This window comes from Nonomuraea sp. NPDC051941 (assembly GCF_044593615.1).
Genome location: NZ_JBIUCF010000026.1, coordinates 49,906 through 65,074, shown reverse-complemented (window position 1 = coordinate 65,074; position 15,169 = coordinate 49,906). Strand labels below are relative to the sequence as shown.

The following is a 15,169-nucleotide window of genomic DNA, read 5'->3' as shown; positions in this document are numbered from 1 at the left end:
CTCGTCATCGCGTCAGACCTGGACGCGCCGCTCCACGGCGTTGACGATCTCCGCCACGGCCTCCTCGATCGGGACGCCGTTCTTCTGCTCGCCGTTCCGGTAGCGGAACGACACCGCGCCGTTGGCGATGTCGTCGTCACCGGCCAGCAGCATGAAGGGCACCTTGGCCTTCTGCGCGTTGCGGATCTTCTTCTGCATCCGGTCGTCGGAGGCGTCGACCTCGATCCGGATGCCGCGCTCGCGCAGCTTCTTGGCGACGTCCTGCAGGTAGGACACGTGCGCGTCGGCGATCGGGATGCCCGTCACCTGCACCGGCGAGAGCCAGGGGGGGAAGGCGCCCGCGTAGTGCTCGGTGAGCACGCCGAGGAAGCGCTCGACGGAGCCGAACAGCGCCCGGTGGATCATGACCGGAGTCTGCCGGCTGCCGTCGGCCGCCTGGTATTCGAGGCCGAAGCGCTTGGGCTGGTTGAGGTCGAGCTGGATGGTGGACAGCTGCCAGGTGCGCCCGATCGCGTCCTTGGCCTGAACGGAGATCTTCGGGCCGTAGAAGGCCGCGCCGCCCGGGTCGTCGACCAGGTCCAGCCCCGACTCGGTGGCCACCTGGCGCAGCGCCTCGGTCGCCTCGTCCCACTCGGCGAGCTCGCCGATGAACTTGTCGGACTCGTCGCGGGTCGACAGCTCCAGGTAGAACTCCGGCAGGCCGAAGTCGCGCAGCACGCTGAGCACGAACCTCAGCAGCGACTTGATCTCATCGGCCATCTGCTCCCGGGTGGTGTAGATGTGCGCGTCGTCCTGCGTCATGCCGCGCACCCGGGTCAGGCCGTGGACCACGCCCGACTTCTCGTAGCGGTAGACCGAGCCGAACTCGCACAGCCGCAGCGGCAGCTCGCGGTAGGACCGCCCGCGCGCCCGGAAGATCAGGTTGTGCATCGGGCAGTTCATCGGCTTGACCCGGTATTCGATGCCCTCCAGCTCGAACGCCGGGAACATGTCGTCGGCATACCACGGCAGATGCCCCGAGGTCTCGAACAGCGACGACTTGGTGATGTGCGGCGTGTTGACGAACTCGTAGCCCGCCTCCGCCTGCCGCCGGCGCATGTAGTCTTCCATCTCCTTGCGGATGATCCCGCCCTTGGGATGGAAGATCGGCAGGCCGCTGCCCAGCTCCGGCGGGAAGCTGAACAGGTCGAGCTCGACACCCAGCTTGCGGTGGTCGCGCTTCTCGGCCTCCTCCAGCAGCTTGAGGTAGTCGTCCTGCTTCTCGCGGGACTCCCAGGCGGTGCCGTAGATGCGCTGGAGCTGCGGGTTCTTCTCGCTGCCGCGCCAGTAGGCGCCGCCCGAGCGCATGAGCTTGAACGCCGGGATCGACCGGGTGGACGGCACGTGCGGGCCGCGGCACAGGTCCTTCCACTGCAGCTCGCCGGTCTTGGGGTCGAGGTTGTCGTAGATGGTGAGCTGCCCGGCCCCCACCTCGACCGACTCCTCGTCGGCGGCGCCGCCCTTGAGCCCGATCAACTCCAGCTTGTACGGCTCCGCCGCCAGCTCCTCGCGCGCCTCGTCGTCGGAGACGGGCCGGCGGGAGAACAGCTGCCCCTGCTTGACGATCTCCCGCATGCGCTTCTCGATGCGCTTGAGATCGTCGGGGTGAAAGGCCTGGGCGACGTCGAAGTCGTAGTAGAACCCGTTGTCCACGGGCGGTCCGATGCCCAGCTTGGCCTCGGGGAACAGCTCCTGCACCGCCTGCGCCATGACGTGGGCGGTGGAGTGGCGGACGATGGCCCGGCCGTCCTCGCTGGAGACCTCGACCGGCTCGACCGCGTCACCCTCGGACAGCGGATGCGCCAGGTCACGGAGCTCGCCGTTGACCCGGGCCGCGATGACCGAGCGGCCGTCGGCCTCGAGGGCCGCTCCGGCCGTCGTGCCGGCCGCGACCACACGCTCGGCTCCGGCGAGGGTGATGCGTAGCTCGGCTGACACGGTGACTCCCTTGGATCGCGCCCCGGCGCTCGGCACCGGAGCTGCTTCGATGGTGAACACCGATGCTATCGCGGGTCAAACCCAATATTTGTCAGCTCTTGCCGGGTCCCGTGGAACACGTTGCGGTCGAGCGGGCTGTGGACGTACTGATGAACGGCCCAGTCGCGCCAGGGTGACGGCACCGCGGGCTCGCCGCGCGGCTTGTCGGGGGCGGCGATCCATAACGGGTACTCGCCCAGGCCCGCGCAGTGTCCGCCACGCGCGAACGCCCGGAAGGTGTGGACGAACGGCCGCGCGCCGCCGTGCCGCTCGACGTGGTGGCACCAGCGGCGCGCGTGGCGGGCGACCTGCTCGGGGCGCAGGCCGTCATCGTTCTCCAGGTCGAGGGCCACCAGGTCGCCGGCGCGTAACCCGCCCGCCGCGTCGATCGCGGCCAGGAAGTGGCGCGCCTGCTCGATCGGGTCGCCCCCGGGCCTGGCGCAGTGGTAGGCGCCGCGGACGATCCGGCTCTCGCGCATGCCGGTCCAGTTGCGTTCGAACAGCTTGTCGGTGAAGTCGCCGCCCTCGGTGGCCTTGGCGAACGCGAAGGTCACCCCGTCCGCCGCGTGGCCGGCCCAGTCGACGGGCCCCTGCCAGTCGGACACATCAACGCCATGCAGCAAGCGATCTTCACCCCGCCGGAGAATTATGGAGATGTCTTGGGGTCAGCCCTTCGCCGCGCCGATCAGCAGCGCCCGCGTGCGTTCCTTGCTCGCGAACACCGAGCCCACGAAGTCGGTCACACCGGCTTCCCGCAGCACGTCGAGCTTGGCCAGCACCGCGTCCTCGTCGCCCACGATGGCGACGTCTCCCGGAGTGGCCGCGCCTTCCCTGTCGAGCATCGCACGATATGAGGGGAGGTGTCCGTAGACAGCGAAGATCTCGTTCGCGCGAGCGACGGCGGCTGCGGGGTCGTCGGTGACGCAGATCGGCAGCGCGCAGACGATCCGGGGCGCCTCGCGGCCCGCCTCGGCGGCGGCCGTGGTGATGGTGGGCGCCACATGCTGGGCGACCGTCTTGGGGCCCGTCATCCACAGGACGGTGCCGTCGGCCACGGTGCCGGCCAGCCTGAGCATGCGCGGGCCGAGCGCGGCGACGAGCACCGGGAAGCCGCCGCCGGGCGTGGTGAGCTGGAGGTCGGCCTTGAGCGTCTCGCCCTCGTACTTGACGTGCTCGCCCCGGCTGAGCGGGAGCAGGATGTCCAGGTATTCAGACATGTGCCGGTACGGGCGCTCGAAGCTGTGGCCGTACATGCCCTCGATGACCATCTGGTGCGACAGGCCGATGCCGAGCGCGAGGCGCCCGCCGAGCGCGGCGTTGGTGGTCATGGCCTGCTGCGCCAGCACGGCCGGGTGGCGCGGGTAGGTCGGGACGACGGCGGTGCCGAGCTCGATGCCGGGCACCTGGCCCCCGGCGGCGGCCAGGGCGGTGAGGGCGTCGAGGCCGAAGATGTTGGAGAGCCAGGCCGAGGTGAAGCCGTCCTCCGCCGCCTGGGCGATCTGGGCGCGCAACCCGCCGATCGGGTCGTCTCCTTTGGGCTCTGTCAGGTAATAACCGAATCGCATAGGAACCGAACTCCGTTCTAGTAATCGACGGAACTGTACCTTCCCACACCCGGCCGCGCCCATCCTCCGTCCGGAGGCGGATTTGTAAAGTGGCCTACATGACGCACGAACGCGCAGGACAGCCAGCCCAGCCCGCCGACCTCGTGGCCGTCGACAGGCTCGTGACCTCCTATTACGCGCTGCATCCCGATCCCGGCGACCCGGGGCAGCGGGTGGCGTTCGGCACGTCGGGGCACCGGGGGTCGTCGCTGAGGACGGCGTTCAACGAGGACCACATCCTGGCCACCACGCAGGCCATCTGCGAATACCGGCGGATGCAGGGCACCGACGGGCCGCTGTTCCTCGGCGTCGACACGCACGCGCTGTCGGAGCCCGCGCGGGTGTCCGCGCTGGAGGTCCTGGTCGCCAACGGGGTCCAGGTGCTGATCGACTCCCGCGACGGCTACACGCCGACCCCGTCCGTCTCGCACGCCATCCTGCGGCACAACCACGGCCGCACCACCGGGCTCGCCGACGGCATCGTGATCACGCCGTCGCACAACCCGCCGGGCGACGGCGGGTTCAAGTACAACCCGCCGCACGGGGGTCCCGCCGACACCGACGCGACCACGTGGATCCAGGACCGTGCCAACCGGCTGCTGGCCGCCGGGCTGGAGAGCGTGCTGCGGGTCTCGTACACGAAGGCTCTCGAGGCGGCGGGGCGTTACGACTTCCTCGGGATGTACGTGGACGACCTGCCGTCCGTGGTGGACCTGGACGCGATCCGGGCGGCCGGGGTGCGCATAGGGGCCGATCCGCTGGGCGGGGCGAGCGTGGCGTACTGGGGGGAGATCGCGGAGCGGCACCGGCTCGACCTGACCGTGGTCAATCCGCTGGTGGATCCGACGTGGCGGTTCATGACGCTGGACTGGGACGGGAAGATCCGGATGGACTGCTCGTCGCCGTACGCGATGGCCTCTCTCATCGCCAATCGCGATAAGTACGACATTTCCACCGGAAACGATGCCGACGCGGACCGGCACGGCGTCGTCGCCCCCGACGGCGGCCTGCTCAACCCCAACCACTACCTCGCCGTCGCCGTCTCCTACCTCTACACGCACCGCGACGGCTGGCCCGCGGCCGCCGGGGTGGGCAAGACGATGGTCAGCAGCGGGGTCATCGACCGGGTCGTGGAGTCCATGGGGCGGCGGCTGTACGAGGTGCCGGTCGGGTTCAAGTGGTTCGTCCCAGGGCTGCTGGACGGGTCGCTGGGGTTCGGGGGCGAGGAGAGCGCGGGAGCGTCGTTCCTGCGGCGCGACGGGTCCGTCTGGTCCACGGACAAGGACGGGATCATCCTGGCGCTGCTGGCCTCCGAGATCCGGGCCGTCACCGGCAAGTCGCCGAGCGCGCACTACCGGGGGCTGGTCGAGCGGTTCGGGGAGCCCGCGTACGCCCGGGTCGACGCCCCCGCCACGCGCGAGGAGAAGGCGGTGCTCGCGAAGCTCTCGGCCGCGCAGGTGAAGGCGTCGTCGCTGGCGGGCGAGCCGATCACCGCCGTCCAGACCACGGCGCCCGGCAACGGGGCCGAGCTCGGCGGGGTGAAGGTCTCGACGGAGAACGCCTGGTTCGCGGCCCGGCCGTCGGGGACGGAGGACGTCTACAAGATCTACGCCGAGTCCTTCCGCGGCCCCGACCACCTGGCCAAGGTACAGGAGGAGGCCCGCTCGCTGGTCTCCGACGCCCTCGGCTGACCGCACGGCCTGGTGTCCGGTCGGTCCGGCGGCCGGACGGGGTCAGCGGCCGGTGGCCAGTTCGGGGGCGGTGTCGGTGGTCATTCCGGTACGGCCGAGGTCGGCGCGGCGTCCGGCGGCCACCCCGTCCCGGTAGCCCGTGCCGCTCGTCCTGGGCACGCTCACCCGGATGTCCGGATAGTGGGCGGACACCGCCCGCTCCACCTCGGCCCGGCGGTCGGCCAGGACGAGCTCGGCGCCCGTACTGGCCTGCTCCGCCTGTGCCTCGGCCACGCACAGCAGCCGGTACACCTCGTCCGTGAACCCCAGCAGCCACGACCGCCGGTACGCCCGCACGGCGGTCACGCCGTCGGGCACCCGCATCCGCGCCAGCCCGCTCGCCATCTGCAGCAGCAACGACGTGGCCAGCAGGTCGGCCCGCTCCAGATCGGCCGCGAACCCGAACACGTGCACCCGCTGCCCGCCCTCGCCCCGCCCGATGAGCAGGGGGCGGCAGCGCACGGCCTGCGCGACCAGGCTGACCAGCCGGGCCTTCTCCCTGGCCCAGGGGTTGGGCAGGGTGACGACCCGGTCGCCGGGCGTCTGCCGGGTGCCCGCCGGGGGGAGCGAGTCGATGCCGTGCTTGGCCATCAACGCCGACGCGGCCGCCATGAACGTCGCCCGCTCGTGCTCGTTGTCGGTGCGTTCGGCCTTGGCCAGGAGTTTCCTGACGCGCTCGAGCGTGCGCTCCCGCAAACGTGCTCCTCTAGGACTTGGTGGTCAGCACCCGCCCGTCGTCCGCGATGGCGGGGAAGGCACCCGTGTCGACGATGCCGTGCTGCTGGAACAGCGCCTCGATGAGGGCGTGCGCCTGCGGCTCGAGCTTCCACAGGGCACGATACTCGCGCGCCGTGGCCAGCGAGATGCCGATCTCGTGGGCGATGTCCACCGTACGCGGCACGATGCCCTTGGCGATCTGGCGGTCCCAGAACGCGCGGGCCTGGCGCATCAGTGCGGCCCGCTGGGCGGTGTCGACGACCTGCGGGGTGGTGTCGAGCACCTCGATGTCCTCGTCCTCCTCCTCGACGAGCTCGGCCAGCGCGGGCGGCAGCGCCGGGCGGGCGGGAACCGGCTGCTGCTCGGGCTCGGGCTCCCACGGCACGCGGGGGGCGGCGTCGATGAGGGCGGTGGTGTTGTAGAGGGCGGCGATCTGGGCCAGCAGCGCCTCCTGGCGGGCCTGGTTCACCGCCAGCCCGGTGTGCTCGACGGCCTGGTCCATGGCCTTGTCGAGCTTGGCCAGCGCCACGCGCATCTTGCGCTCGGAGGCCCCGTTGTCGCGCAGCGCCTTGGCCCGCTTGGCGGCCAGCGCGACCCTGGTCAGCCGGCGGTGCGCGTCGACCTCGCTCGCCGTACGGTCGCTGACCTCGGCCAGCCCGACCCGGACCAGCAGCCGCTCAGGCGTCAGACGCCAGTTGATGCGGCCGGTGCCACGGATACGGTGCCGCTCGATGGCCATGCCGCGCTCCCACAGCCAGGCGGCGACCAGCGGCGCGGCGAGCCTGAACACCGCCTCGGGCAGGCTGCGCGCGTCCATGCTGGACAGTACGGCGGTCAGGCAGGTCAGCGCCCACACGGCGATGCCGTCGATGCCGGCGGAGAAGTTCTCGCGCATGTTGCGGCGGGCCCGCACCGCGCTCGTGATGATCGCGACCTCGATGAACGCGAACAGCAGCAGCCGCAGCGGCCCGTCCAGGCCGAGCACGTCGCCGGAGAAGCGCCACATGCCCTGCGCGGACACGCCGGTGGCGATGGAGGCGGCGACGATGGTCAGCACGTCCTCGATGGGACGGGCGGCGACGTACCGGGAGACCAGCCAGGCGGTGGCCCGCCAGGCGATCCTCAGCACCAGGAACGCCAGCGCCAGCCCGGCCAGGCTCAGCAACGCGATGACGGCGGTGGCGAGCGGCTTCTCGGTGACGAAGGCTGCTATTTCCTCAAATGTCGGCATCTGTCACTATCCGTGGGGGCTCAAACTCCGGCTCTATGCGACGAGATCATCGCAGAATGTCGCCATCTTGTACGCCAAACGCCATCTGCCGCCCCATTTTGCCCCTGTTTCACTGCAGTTCCGACAACTTCCCCCACGCCCGGCCGGGCGTGTCGCCCGGGCGGGTTTCCCTCCGGGTAGCGCGGTCCAACGGCGCAACAACACGCGGAGCGTAACTACACCCCGCCCAAGCGCCCCGGAACGTCCCCGGACCGCACGCGGCGCGGGGACCGAAGGGGCGCACGGGCGAGCGGCATATGGGCCAGAGCGCGACGGCGTATGGGCGAGTGACATGCGGGCCGGAGCGCAACGACGCACGGAGGCCGAAGGGCGCGCAACGGCGTGAGGGGCGCAGTGGCGCACCGGACCGGAGCAGCGTTCCGATCGTGGGCGGGGTGACGTTGGGGATAGAGGCGTGGAGTGGGGGTGGTCGTGGGGCGGGGGCGGGCGCACAATGGGCCGCGAGGAGGGGATTGTGAGCAAGCGATCACGCAGACGCCGCGCTCTTCCCAGCGGCGCACCCGCCTGGATGCCCGGATACGGGCCCGGCGAGCCGCACTGGCCCGGCGAGAGGGATTTCCCGTTCGACGACCCGTCGGAGGGTGGCGAGGGTGGGGTGCGTGAGCCGCGCAAGCCCAAGCCCGCTCCGCCGGCGCTGTCGGCGGAGGCCCCGTTGCCCGAGCAGCTCCTGTACGCCCGCGACCGGACCGAGCCGTCGCCCGGTGAGGTGACCGGGGTTCTGGCTGGTCAGGATGCGTAGGACGGTCCTGTGAGGGAGGCGGTGGGGGCCGCGAGGGGGAGGGGAAATTCGTCCTTTCGGAGGGCAACATCCGCCGATCCGGGTGGGACCATCTACGGAGGGATTTATCCCAAGATGGCGTGATGTATCCCAGCAGGACGGATATCGATGTCAGACAATGAGTTCCCCCTCGTCCAGTTCATGCGCGAAGGCTTCGACCCCGTGGGCGAGCTCGGACGGATCCGGGCCGAGCATCCGGTCTTCCCCATGGAGATCCCCGGCAGCCAGACCGTCTACCTCGTCACCCGCTGGGAGGACGTACGCGGCGTCCTGAGCGACCACGAACGCTTCAGCAACGACTTCGCCGGGGTGATCGGCCTGGGCTCCAACCAGGAGGACCCGGGCGGCCTGGGGTTCCGCGACCCGCCCGAGCACACGCGGCTGCGCAAGCACCTGACGCCCGAGTTCACCATGCACCGCCTGCGCAGGCTGGAGCCGCGCATCGAGGCGATGGTCGAGGAGCACCTGGACCGCATCGAGGCCAAGGGCTCTCCCGTGGACCTGGTGGAGGAGTTCGCGCTGCCGATCCCGTCGCTGGTGGTGTGCGAGCTGCTGGGCGTCCCGTACGAGGAGCGCGCCGACTTCGTGAAGATCAGCAAGGACCGGTTCGACTTCACGGCCGGGCCGGAGGCGTCGCTGCAGGCGATCAACGACGCCATGGCCTATCTGACCGACCTGGTCGCCCGTGAGCGGCAGAACCCCGGCGAGGGGCTGCTCGGCCAGCTGCTGCGCGAGCACGGTGACGAGCTCGACGACCGTACGCTCGCCAGCATGGCCGACGGGCTCCTGACCGGCGGGCATGACACCAGCACCAGCATGCTCGCCCTCGGCACCCTGTGGCTGTTGCAGAACCCCGAGGAGGCCGCCAAGGTCCGCGAGGTCGACGGCTACATCAACGACGTCGTCGAAGAGCTGCTGCGCTACATGACGGTCGTGCAGGTGGCCTTCCCCCGGTTCGCCCGCGACGACCTGGAGCTGCACGGCGTACAGATCAAGAAGGGCGAGATGGTGCTCTGCTCGCTCACCGGCGCCAACCGCGACCCCGCCCTGGGCGAGGACATGGACCGGGTGCGGCCCGGCAGGGAGACGGCGGGCTCGCACATGGCGTTCGGCCACGGCATCCACCGCTGCATCGGTGCGCCGCTGGCGCAGATGGAGATGCGCATCGCCTTCCCCGCGCTGCTGCGCCGCTTCCCGGGGCTGCACGTCGCGGGCGAGGTGCCGTTCAGGGAACTCGCCATCGTGTACGGCGTCAAAGAGCTACCCGTCGCCTGGTAGAGCGGTTACGTTCGCAATGTGAACGAGCCTGTCATCGATCTGACCACGATCAGCGCCGTCCTGTTCGACACCGACGGCGTGGTCACCGACACTGCTCGGGGGCACGCGGCCGCCTGGAAGCACGTCTTCGACGCGTTTCTGCGCGGCCACTCGACACCGTTCGACATCCGGGACGACTATCTGCGGTACGTGGACGGCCGCCCGCGACTCGACGGCATCCGCACCTTCCTCGAGGCACGCGGCATCACGGTGCCCGAGGGTTCGCCCGACGACGAGCCCGGCGCGGCCACCGTGCACGGGCTCGGCCTGGCCAAGGACCAGATCTTCATGGCCCAGGTGGAGAAGTACGGGGTGGCCGCGTTCCCGTCCACGGTCTCGCTCCTGCACGAGCTGCGGCAGCGGGGCGCGCGTACGGCGGCCGTCTCCGCCAGCCTGCACGGTCGCAAGCTGGTCACGTCGGCCGGTGTGCTGCACCTGTTCGACCTGGTGGTGGACGGCAACGACGCAGCCCTGATGAACCTGCCCGGGAAGCCCGACCCCGCCCTCTTCCTGGAGGCGGCGCGCCGGCTGGCGCTGCCCGCCGTCAGGGCCGCGGTGGTGGACGCGGCGCTGCCCGGGGTGGAGGCGGGCGAGAAGGGCGGGTTCGGGCTGGTCGTCGCGGTCGCCAGGGACGGGGCCGAGGCGGCGGAGCTGCGCGCGGCGGGGGCCGAGGTCGTGGTGTCCGACCTGGGCGAGCTGGCGGTCCGCGGCCGGGTCCCGCCCACGATGGCGTGACCCAGGCCAGGTGATCCCACCCCGGGCCAGGGGATCCTGTCCCGACGGCGTGGGCGCGGGTCGGGGGGGGGAGCGGCTCTACCCTTGACGGCGTGACCGTTCTCATCGACCCGCCCAACTGGCCCGGGCCGCGCGGCCTGATGTGGTCGCATCTGGTCAGCGACCGCTCGCTGGAGGAGTTGCACGACTTCGCCTCGCGGCTGGGGGTGCCGGAGCGGGCCTTCGACCGGGACCACTACGACGTGCCGGAGACCGTGCACGCCCGGGCGGTGGAGCTGGGGGCCGAGGCGGTCACCTCGCGCGAGCTGCTCCTGCGGCTGATCGAGTCCGGCCTGCGCCGCCGCAAGCGCCGCTGACCCGGCTCCCGTCAACAGCCGCGAGCGCCGCTGACCCGGCTCCCACGACGACCCGTCGCCAGTGCCGCCGGTCGGGCCCCTGCTACGACGCGCCGTGGCCTGAGGTGAGCGAGGCCAGCTCGCGTGTCATGTTCGACCGTGCCCGCTCCTCCCACAGCTCGCGGGCGCGTTCGGTCCGGTAGAGGCGCGGTACGGCCAGCAGGCGGCGCAGCACCTCGGCCCGTCCCGTCCTGAACAGGTCGTCGGGCACGTGGGCGTACTCCTGCCGGATCCGCCCCGCGTAGTCGTCGTATCCGGGCAGCCCGAGCACGGCCAGGTCGGCGTCGCACAGGACGGCGCCGTCGCGGTCCCCGTCGGCCAGCGTGTCGTGGGCGGCGGTGAGGCGTACCAGCCTGATCACTTCGGCGACCCGGGCGGCGGGCACCCCGCACCTGGGCAGCCTGGACTGCGCGAGCTGGGCGCTGCGCTCCTCGTCCAGGCCCGGCCGCCCGTCGTAGACGGCGTCGTGGAACCAGGCGGCCAGGCGCACGGCGGTCAGGTCGTCCGCCGTGGCCGCGAGCTGCGCGATCCCGGCGAGCACGACGGCCAGGTGGTCGAGGGTGTGGTAGCGGCGGTGCGGCTCGGACCAGCGGGCGATCAGCTCGGCCCCCGTGGTGAGGGACACGGGCGAGTCCCCCACGAGCACCGCCCAGTCCCCCGCGAGCACCGCCGGGTCCCCCTCCGGCACCGCCCGGTCCCGCCCAGAGGCCGCCGAGTCGTCGATCACGCTCTAACCGTACCTTTTGGTAACGTCCAAGACATCGACGGGAACGCGAAGGAACCCCGGCGCCTGCCCCGGTGGCGGGAGCTGCGGGCCGTCGTGCCCGGCCGCCCGCGGCTGTCCAGGGCGCGCCGGGTGGCCGACGCCGCCGACATCGCCGATCTCCGGCTGCTCGCCAGGAGACGCGCCCCGCACATGGTGTTCGACTACGTGGACGGCGCGGCCGAGGGCGAGCTGTCGATGGCCAGGGCGGTGGAGGCGTTCCGGCGGGTGGAGTTCAGCCCGCGGGTCCTGCGCGACGTGTCGCGGGCCCCGACCGCGGTCGAGATCCTGGGCAGGCGGGTCGCGATGCCGGTCGTGCTCGGCCCCACCGGGTTCACCCGGATGATGCACCGCGGGGGCGAGCGGGCCGTGGCCAGGGCGGCCGAGCGCGCGGGCGTCCCCTACACGCTGTCCACCATGGGCACCACGACGGCCGCCGACGTGGCCGCCGCCGCGCCCGGCGGGTGGAACTGGTTCCAGCTGTACGTGGTCCGCGACCGCGCGCGCAACCTGGAGACGCTCGCCCTGGCCCGCGAGGCGGGCATGGACGTGCTGGTCGTGACCGTCGACGTGCCGGTGGCGGGGGCGCGGCTGCGCGACGTGCGGCACGGCCTGACGGTCCCGCCGTCCCTGCGCTGGCGCAGCGCGCTGCAGGCGCTGCGGCACCCGGCGTGGTGGTTCGACTTCCTCACCAGCGAGCCGCTGAGGTTCGCCACCATCGAGGGCGCCCCCGACGACCTGCCCGGGCTCACGAACCTGATGTTCGACCCTTCGGTGACCATGGACGACCTGGAGTGGATCCGCTCGGCGTGGCGGGGGCGGCTGCTGGTCAAGGGCGTGCAGCGGGTGGACGACGCCAAGGACCTGACCGCCCTCGGGGTGGACGGCCTGGTGGTGTCCAACCACGGCGGGCGGCAGCTCGACCGCGCCGCCACGCCGCTGGAGCTGCTGCCCCAGGTCGTGGCCGCCGTGGGCGATCGCACGGAGGTGTTCCTGGACGGAGGCGTCCGCAACGGGGCCGACGTCGCCGCCGCGGTCGCGCTCGGCGCGCGGGCCTGCTTCATCGGCCGGGCCTACCTGTACGGCCTGATGGCGGGCGGCGAGGCCGGGGTGCGGCGGGCGCTGGATTTGCTGCGCGCGGAGCTCGTACGCACCCTTCAGCTGCTCGGCGCCGGCGGGATCGACGGGCTCACCCCCGACATGGTGCACATCAGGGCTTGATCGAAGCCCTAGGCGATGGTGCTGACGGCCCCTTGGAACGCCGCCCCCTGGAAGAACGGCTCCAGCACCAGCGTCGCCGCGCCCAGCGCCACGGCGTCGGGGCCGAGCCGGCCCAGCACGATCGTCTCCGGCTGGAACGGCTGGGCCTGCGTGTTGGCCGCGGTCGCGGCCCTGATCTCCGCCAGCATCCGCCCGCCCAGCATGAGCCCGGCCCAGCCGCCGATGACGATGCGCTCGGGGTTGAACAGGTGGACCAGGCTCGACAGGCCCACACCCAGCAGTTCGACGCTCTCGGCGATGACCGGGGAGCCCTCGTCGAGCAGCCGGGCCAGCGCGGCCTCCTCGTCGGCGGAGTCGGCCACGACGCCCCCGCGGTCGAGGATCGCCTCGGCCCCCAGGTACGCCTCCAGGCAGCCGCGCGCCCCGCACCGGCAGGCCCGCCCGCCCGCGACCAGCTTCAGGTGCCCGACCTCGCCGGCGGCCTTGCCCGCGCCCCGGTAGATCTGCCCGTCGGTCACGACCGTGCCCCCGACGCCCGAGCCCATCAGCACGATGATCGCGTCGCGGGTGCCCTTCCCCGACCCGAACCAGAGCTCGGCCTGCCCCATGGTCTTGGCGCCGTTGTCGACGAACAGCGGCAGCGCCGTGCCCGCGCGTAGGAGCGCTCCCAACGGCACCGCCTCCCAGCCGAACGTCTTGGCCCGCACCAGCGCGTCCGGCCCCGGCTCGACGATGCCGGGCACGCCGACGCCGACGCCGAGCACCCGTTCGGCCGGTACCTCGCTCTCGGCGATCACCGTGTCGACGCCGGCCAGGATGTGCCGGGCGACCAGTTCGGGGTCGTGCCGGGCCGAGCGGACCGCGTAGTGGGCCCTGGCGAGCTTGGTCATCTCCAGGTCGAACAGCTCGACGCTGACCTGCGTCTCCCCCACGTCCACGCCGACGGCGTACCCGTAGGCGGGGTTGACCCTGAGCACCACGCGGGGCCGGCCGCCGTCGGAGTCGACCTGGCCGGCCTCGACGACGACGTTCTCGGAGAGCAGGTCGCCGGTCATGGTGCTGACCGTGGCCGGGCTGAGCCCGGTCGCGGCCGACAGGTCGTTGCGGGTGGCCGGGCCGCCGAAGTAGAGCGCGCGCAGGAGCATCGCCCGGTTCCCCCTGCGAAGATCCCGTACGGTCCTGCGCCCTGACGTGCCCATCCTCGTCCCCGCCTCTCCCGCGATCGCCTCGCCATGGTAGTTCACCAGCTGAAATCGCCATGAACCCGCTGTTACCGAAGCGTTTCCGGTCTGCTCCTGACTTTTTTCAAGGCTTAGATTATGGTCTGGCCATCCCCCCGATGAGGAGATGACTATGAGCCGAGGACTCGTGCGAGGCGTCGTCGCGACGGCACTCGCGGCGGCGCTCGCGACCGGGCTGGCCGCCTGCGGCAGCGGCGGCAGCGGCAGCGCGGACAAGACGCTGACGTTCTGGATGTACCAGGACCGCACCCCGCAGGCCGGACAGGTCATCGAGAAGGTCCGCAAGGACTTCGAGAAGGCCAACCCCGGCGTCACGGTGAAGCTCGTCAAGATCCCCAAGGACGACTACAACACCAAGCTCGGCAGCGCCGTGGCCAGCAAGAGCGCGCCGGACGCGGGCATACTCGACCAGCCCCTGGTCTCCAAGTACGCCCTGGACGGCACGATCAAGGAGGCCCCCGCCGGTCTGATCGACGAGGCCGGCTTCTACAAGGGCGCGCTCGACACCAACCGCGCGAACGGCAAGCTCTACGGCCTCCCGCAGGACCAGACCACGGTCGCGCTCTTCTACAACAAGAAGCTGGTCCCGACCCCGCCCAAGACCTGGGACGAGCTGAAGCAGACCGCCGCCCGGGTGCACGCCGCCGACGCCAAGGTGGCCGGCATGAACGTCCCCAAGGGCGACGGGTACGGCGCCTGGATCCTCCCCGGCGTCGTGCACGGCGCGGGCGGCCAGATGGTGGACGACGCGGGCAAGAAGGTGCTGTTCGACCAGCCGCCCGCGGTGGAGGCGCTGCAGCTCTGGGTGGACCTGGTGAAGTCGTCGCCGCGCCAGATCACCGACTCGGACAAACCCTTCGAGAACGGCCTGGCCGCCATGACGATCTCCGGACCCTGGGACGTGCCGACGATCCACGAGCAGTTCCCCGACCTCGACTTCGGCGTGGCGCCGCTGCCGTACAAGACCGAGCCGGCCGGCAACATCGGCGGCGAGGACTCCGTCGTCTTCTCCTCCAGCAAGAACGCCGACCTGGCGTGGAAGTGGCTGGCCTTCCTGGCGAACGAGACCAACAACGGCGCGGTCGCGGACGCGTTCGGCGGCTTCCCCGTCAACCTCAAGGCGCAGGTGGTCGCCGGCGGCCCCGAGCAGGCGGCCTTCCTCGAGCAGCTCAAGGTGGCGCACGCCCGGCCCGCGGTGCCGCAGTGGATCCAGGTCAACGACGAGATCATCGCCCCGGCGATCGAGTCGGCGCTGACCGGCAAGGTCACCGCGCAGCAGGCCCTGACCGACGCGGCGGGCAAGACGCGCTCCCTGCTCGGCTGGAACGGCTGACGTGGCGGCACCCGCACTGGCGGAAGCG

Annotated in this window: 14 protein-coding genes; 7 read left to right on the top strand and 7 right to left on the bottom strand. The window is 71.6% G+C overall.

The features are described from left to right. Nucleotides 1-12: 12 nt before the first annotated feature. From thrS to ACIHFD_RS36805, 3 genes are all read right to left on the bottom strand, one after another. Nucleotides 13-1,977, bottom strand: a complete 1,965-nt coding sequence (thrS, locus tag ACIHFD_RS36815) for a threonine--tRNA ligase (RefSeq protein ID WP_397370926.1) — start codon at nt 1,975-1,977, stop codon at nt 13-15. Nucleotides 1,978-2,042: 65 nt separating this feature from the next. Continuing rightward, nucleotides 2,043-2,621: a glycoside hydrolase family 25 protein gene (locus ACIHFD_RS36810; RefSeq protein ID WP_397370925.1), complete on the bottom strand. Its 579-nt coding sequence runs from the start codon at nt 2,619-2,621 to the stop codon at nt 2,043-2,045. A 60-nt stretch (nt 2,622-2,681) separates the two neighbouring features. Beyond that, complete coding sequence (locus tag ACIHFD_RS36805) at nt 2,682-3,581, bottom strand: TIGR03564 family F420-dependent LLM class oxidoreductase (RefSeq protein ID WP_397370924.1); 900 nt, start codon at nt 3,579-3,581, stop codon at nt 2,682-2,684. 98 nt (nt 3,582-3,679) lie between these two features. Here ACIHFD_RS36805 and pgm point away from each other — a divergent pair, with 98 nt between their 5' ends. Then, nucleotides 3,680-5,311, top strand: a complete 1,632-nt coding sequence (pgm, locus tag ACIHFD_RS36800; RefSeq protein WP_397370923.1) for a phosphoglucomutase (alpha-D-glucose-1,6-bisphosphate-dependent) — start codon at nt 3,680-3,682, stop codon at nt 5,309-5,311. A gap of 42 nt (nt 5,312-5,353) precedes the next feature. Here the strand turns inward: pgm and ACIHFD_RS36795 are convergent, their stop codons facing one another. Together ACIHFD_RS36795 and ACIHFD_RS36790 are read right to left on the bottom strand one after the other, a co-directional pair. Continuing rightward, entirely contained in the window at nt 5,354-6,046 is a 693-nt protein-coding gene (locus ACIHFD_RS36795; RefSeq protein ID WP_397370922.1) for a DUF2786 domain-containing protein, read from the bottom strand. Nucleotides 6,047-6,056: 10 nt separating this feature from the next. Next, nucleotides 6,057-7,298 carry a hypothetical protein gene (locus tag ACIHFD_RS36790; protein WP_397370921.1) on the bottom strand — a complete coding sequence of 414 codons (1,242 nt, stop codon included), beginning with the start codon at nt 7,296-7,298 and terminating at the stop codon, nt 6,057-6,059. A 514-nt stretch (nt 7,299-7,812) separates the two neighbouring features. Between ACIHFD_RS36790 and ACIHFD_RS36785 the strand changes: the two genes are divergently transcribed. From ACIHFD_RS36785 to ACIHFD_RS36770, 4 genes are all read left to right on the top strand, one after another. Continuing rightward, the gene (locus ACIHFD_RS36785; RefSeq protein ID WP_397370920.1) at nt 7,813-8,097 is read left to right on the top strand and encodes a hypothetical protein; all 285 of its coding nucleotides are present in this window, start codon (nt 7,813-7,815) and stop codon (nt 8,095-8,097) included. A 147-nt stretch (nt 8,098-8,244) separates the two neighbouring features. Continuing rightward, nucleotides 8,245-9,414 carry a cytochrome P450 gene (locus ACIHFD_RS36780; RefSeq protein ID WP_397370919.1) on the top strand — a complete coding sequence of 390 codons (1,170 nt, stop codon included), beginning with the start codon at nt 8,245-8,247 and terminating at the stop codon, nt 9,412-9,414. A gap of 18 nt (nt 9,415-9,432) precedes the next feature. Continuing rightward, a complete protein-coding gene (locus ACIHFD_RS36775) occupies nt 9,433-10,188 on the top strand; it encodes an HAD family hydrolase (RefSeq protein WP_350727146.1) in 756 nt (251 codons plus the stop codon). A 92-nt stretch (nt 10,189-10,280) separates the two neighbouring features. Further along, nucleotides 10,281-10,544, top strand: a complete 264-nt coding sequence (locus ACIHFD_RS36770) for a DUF4031 domain-containing protein (RefSeq protein ID WP_350727145.1) — start codon at nt 10,281-10,283, stop codon at nt 10,542-10,544. Nucleotides 10,545-10,626: 82 nt separating this feature from the next. On the opposite strand, the gene ACIHFD_RS36765 is transcribed toward ACIHFD_RS36770, so the two are convergent. Then, nucleotides 10,627-11,310, bottom strand: a complete 684-nt coding sequence (locus tag ACIHFD_RS36765; protein WP_397370918.1) for a metal-dependent phosphohydrolase — start codon at nt 11,308-11,310, stop codon at nt 10,627-10,629. Nucleotides 11,311-11,403: 93 nt separating this feature from the next. Between ACIHFD_RS36765 and ACIHFD_RS36760 the strand changes: the two genes are divergently transcribed. Further along, nucleotides 11,404-12,567 carry an alpha-hydroxy acid oxidase gene (locus ACIHFD_RS36760; protein ID WP_397370917.1) on the top strand — a complete coding sequence of 388 codons (1,164 nt, stop codon included), beginning with the start codon at nt 11,404-11,406 and terminating at the stop codon, nt 12,565-12,567. A gap of 8 nt (nt 12,568-12,575) precedes the next feature. On the opposite strand, the gene ACIHFD_RS36755 is transcribed toward ACIHFD_RS36760, so the two are convergent. Beyond that, complete coding sequence (locus tag ACIHFD_RS36755) at nt 12,576-13,811, bottom strand: ROK family protein (protein WP_397370916.1); 1,236 nt, start codon at nt 13,809-13,811, stop codon at nt 12,576-12,578. A gap of 109 nt (nt 13,812-13,920) precedes the next feature. On the opposite strand from ACIHFD_RS36755, the gene ACIHFD_RS36750 reads away from it, so the two are divergent. Next, complete coding sequence (locus tag ACIHFD_RS36750) at nt 13,921-15,141, top strand: ABC transporter substrate-binding protein (protein WP_397370915.1); 1,221 nt, start codon at nt 13,921-13,923, stop codon at nt 15,139-15,141. Nucleotides 15,142-15,169 lie beyond the last annotated feature (28 nt).

Bases quoted from the DNA above. Each gene is read 5' to 3' on its own strand.
- ACIHFD_RS36790 (WP_397370921.1), bottom strand. From the start codon at position 7,298: ATGCCGACATTTGAGGAAATAGCAGCCTTCGTCACCGAGAAGCCGCTC.
- ACIHFD_RS36805 (WP_397370924.1), bottom strand. From the start codon at position 3,581: ATGCGATTCGGTTATTACCTGACAGAGCCCAAAGGAGACGACCCGATC.
- pgm (WP_397370923.1), top strand. From the start codon at position 3,680: ATGACGCACGAACGCGCAGGACAGCCAGCCCAGCCCGCCGACCTCGTG.
- ACIHFD_RS36780 (WP_397370919.1), top strand. From the start codon at position 8,245: ATGTCAGACAATGAGTTCCCCCTCGTCCAGTTCATGCGCGAAGGCTTC.
- ACIHFD_RS36750 (WP_397370915.1), top strand. From the start codon at position 13,921: ATGAGCCGAGGACTCGTGCGAGGCGTCGTCGCGACGGCACTCGCGGCG.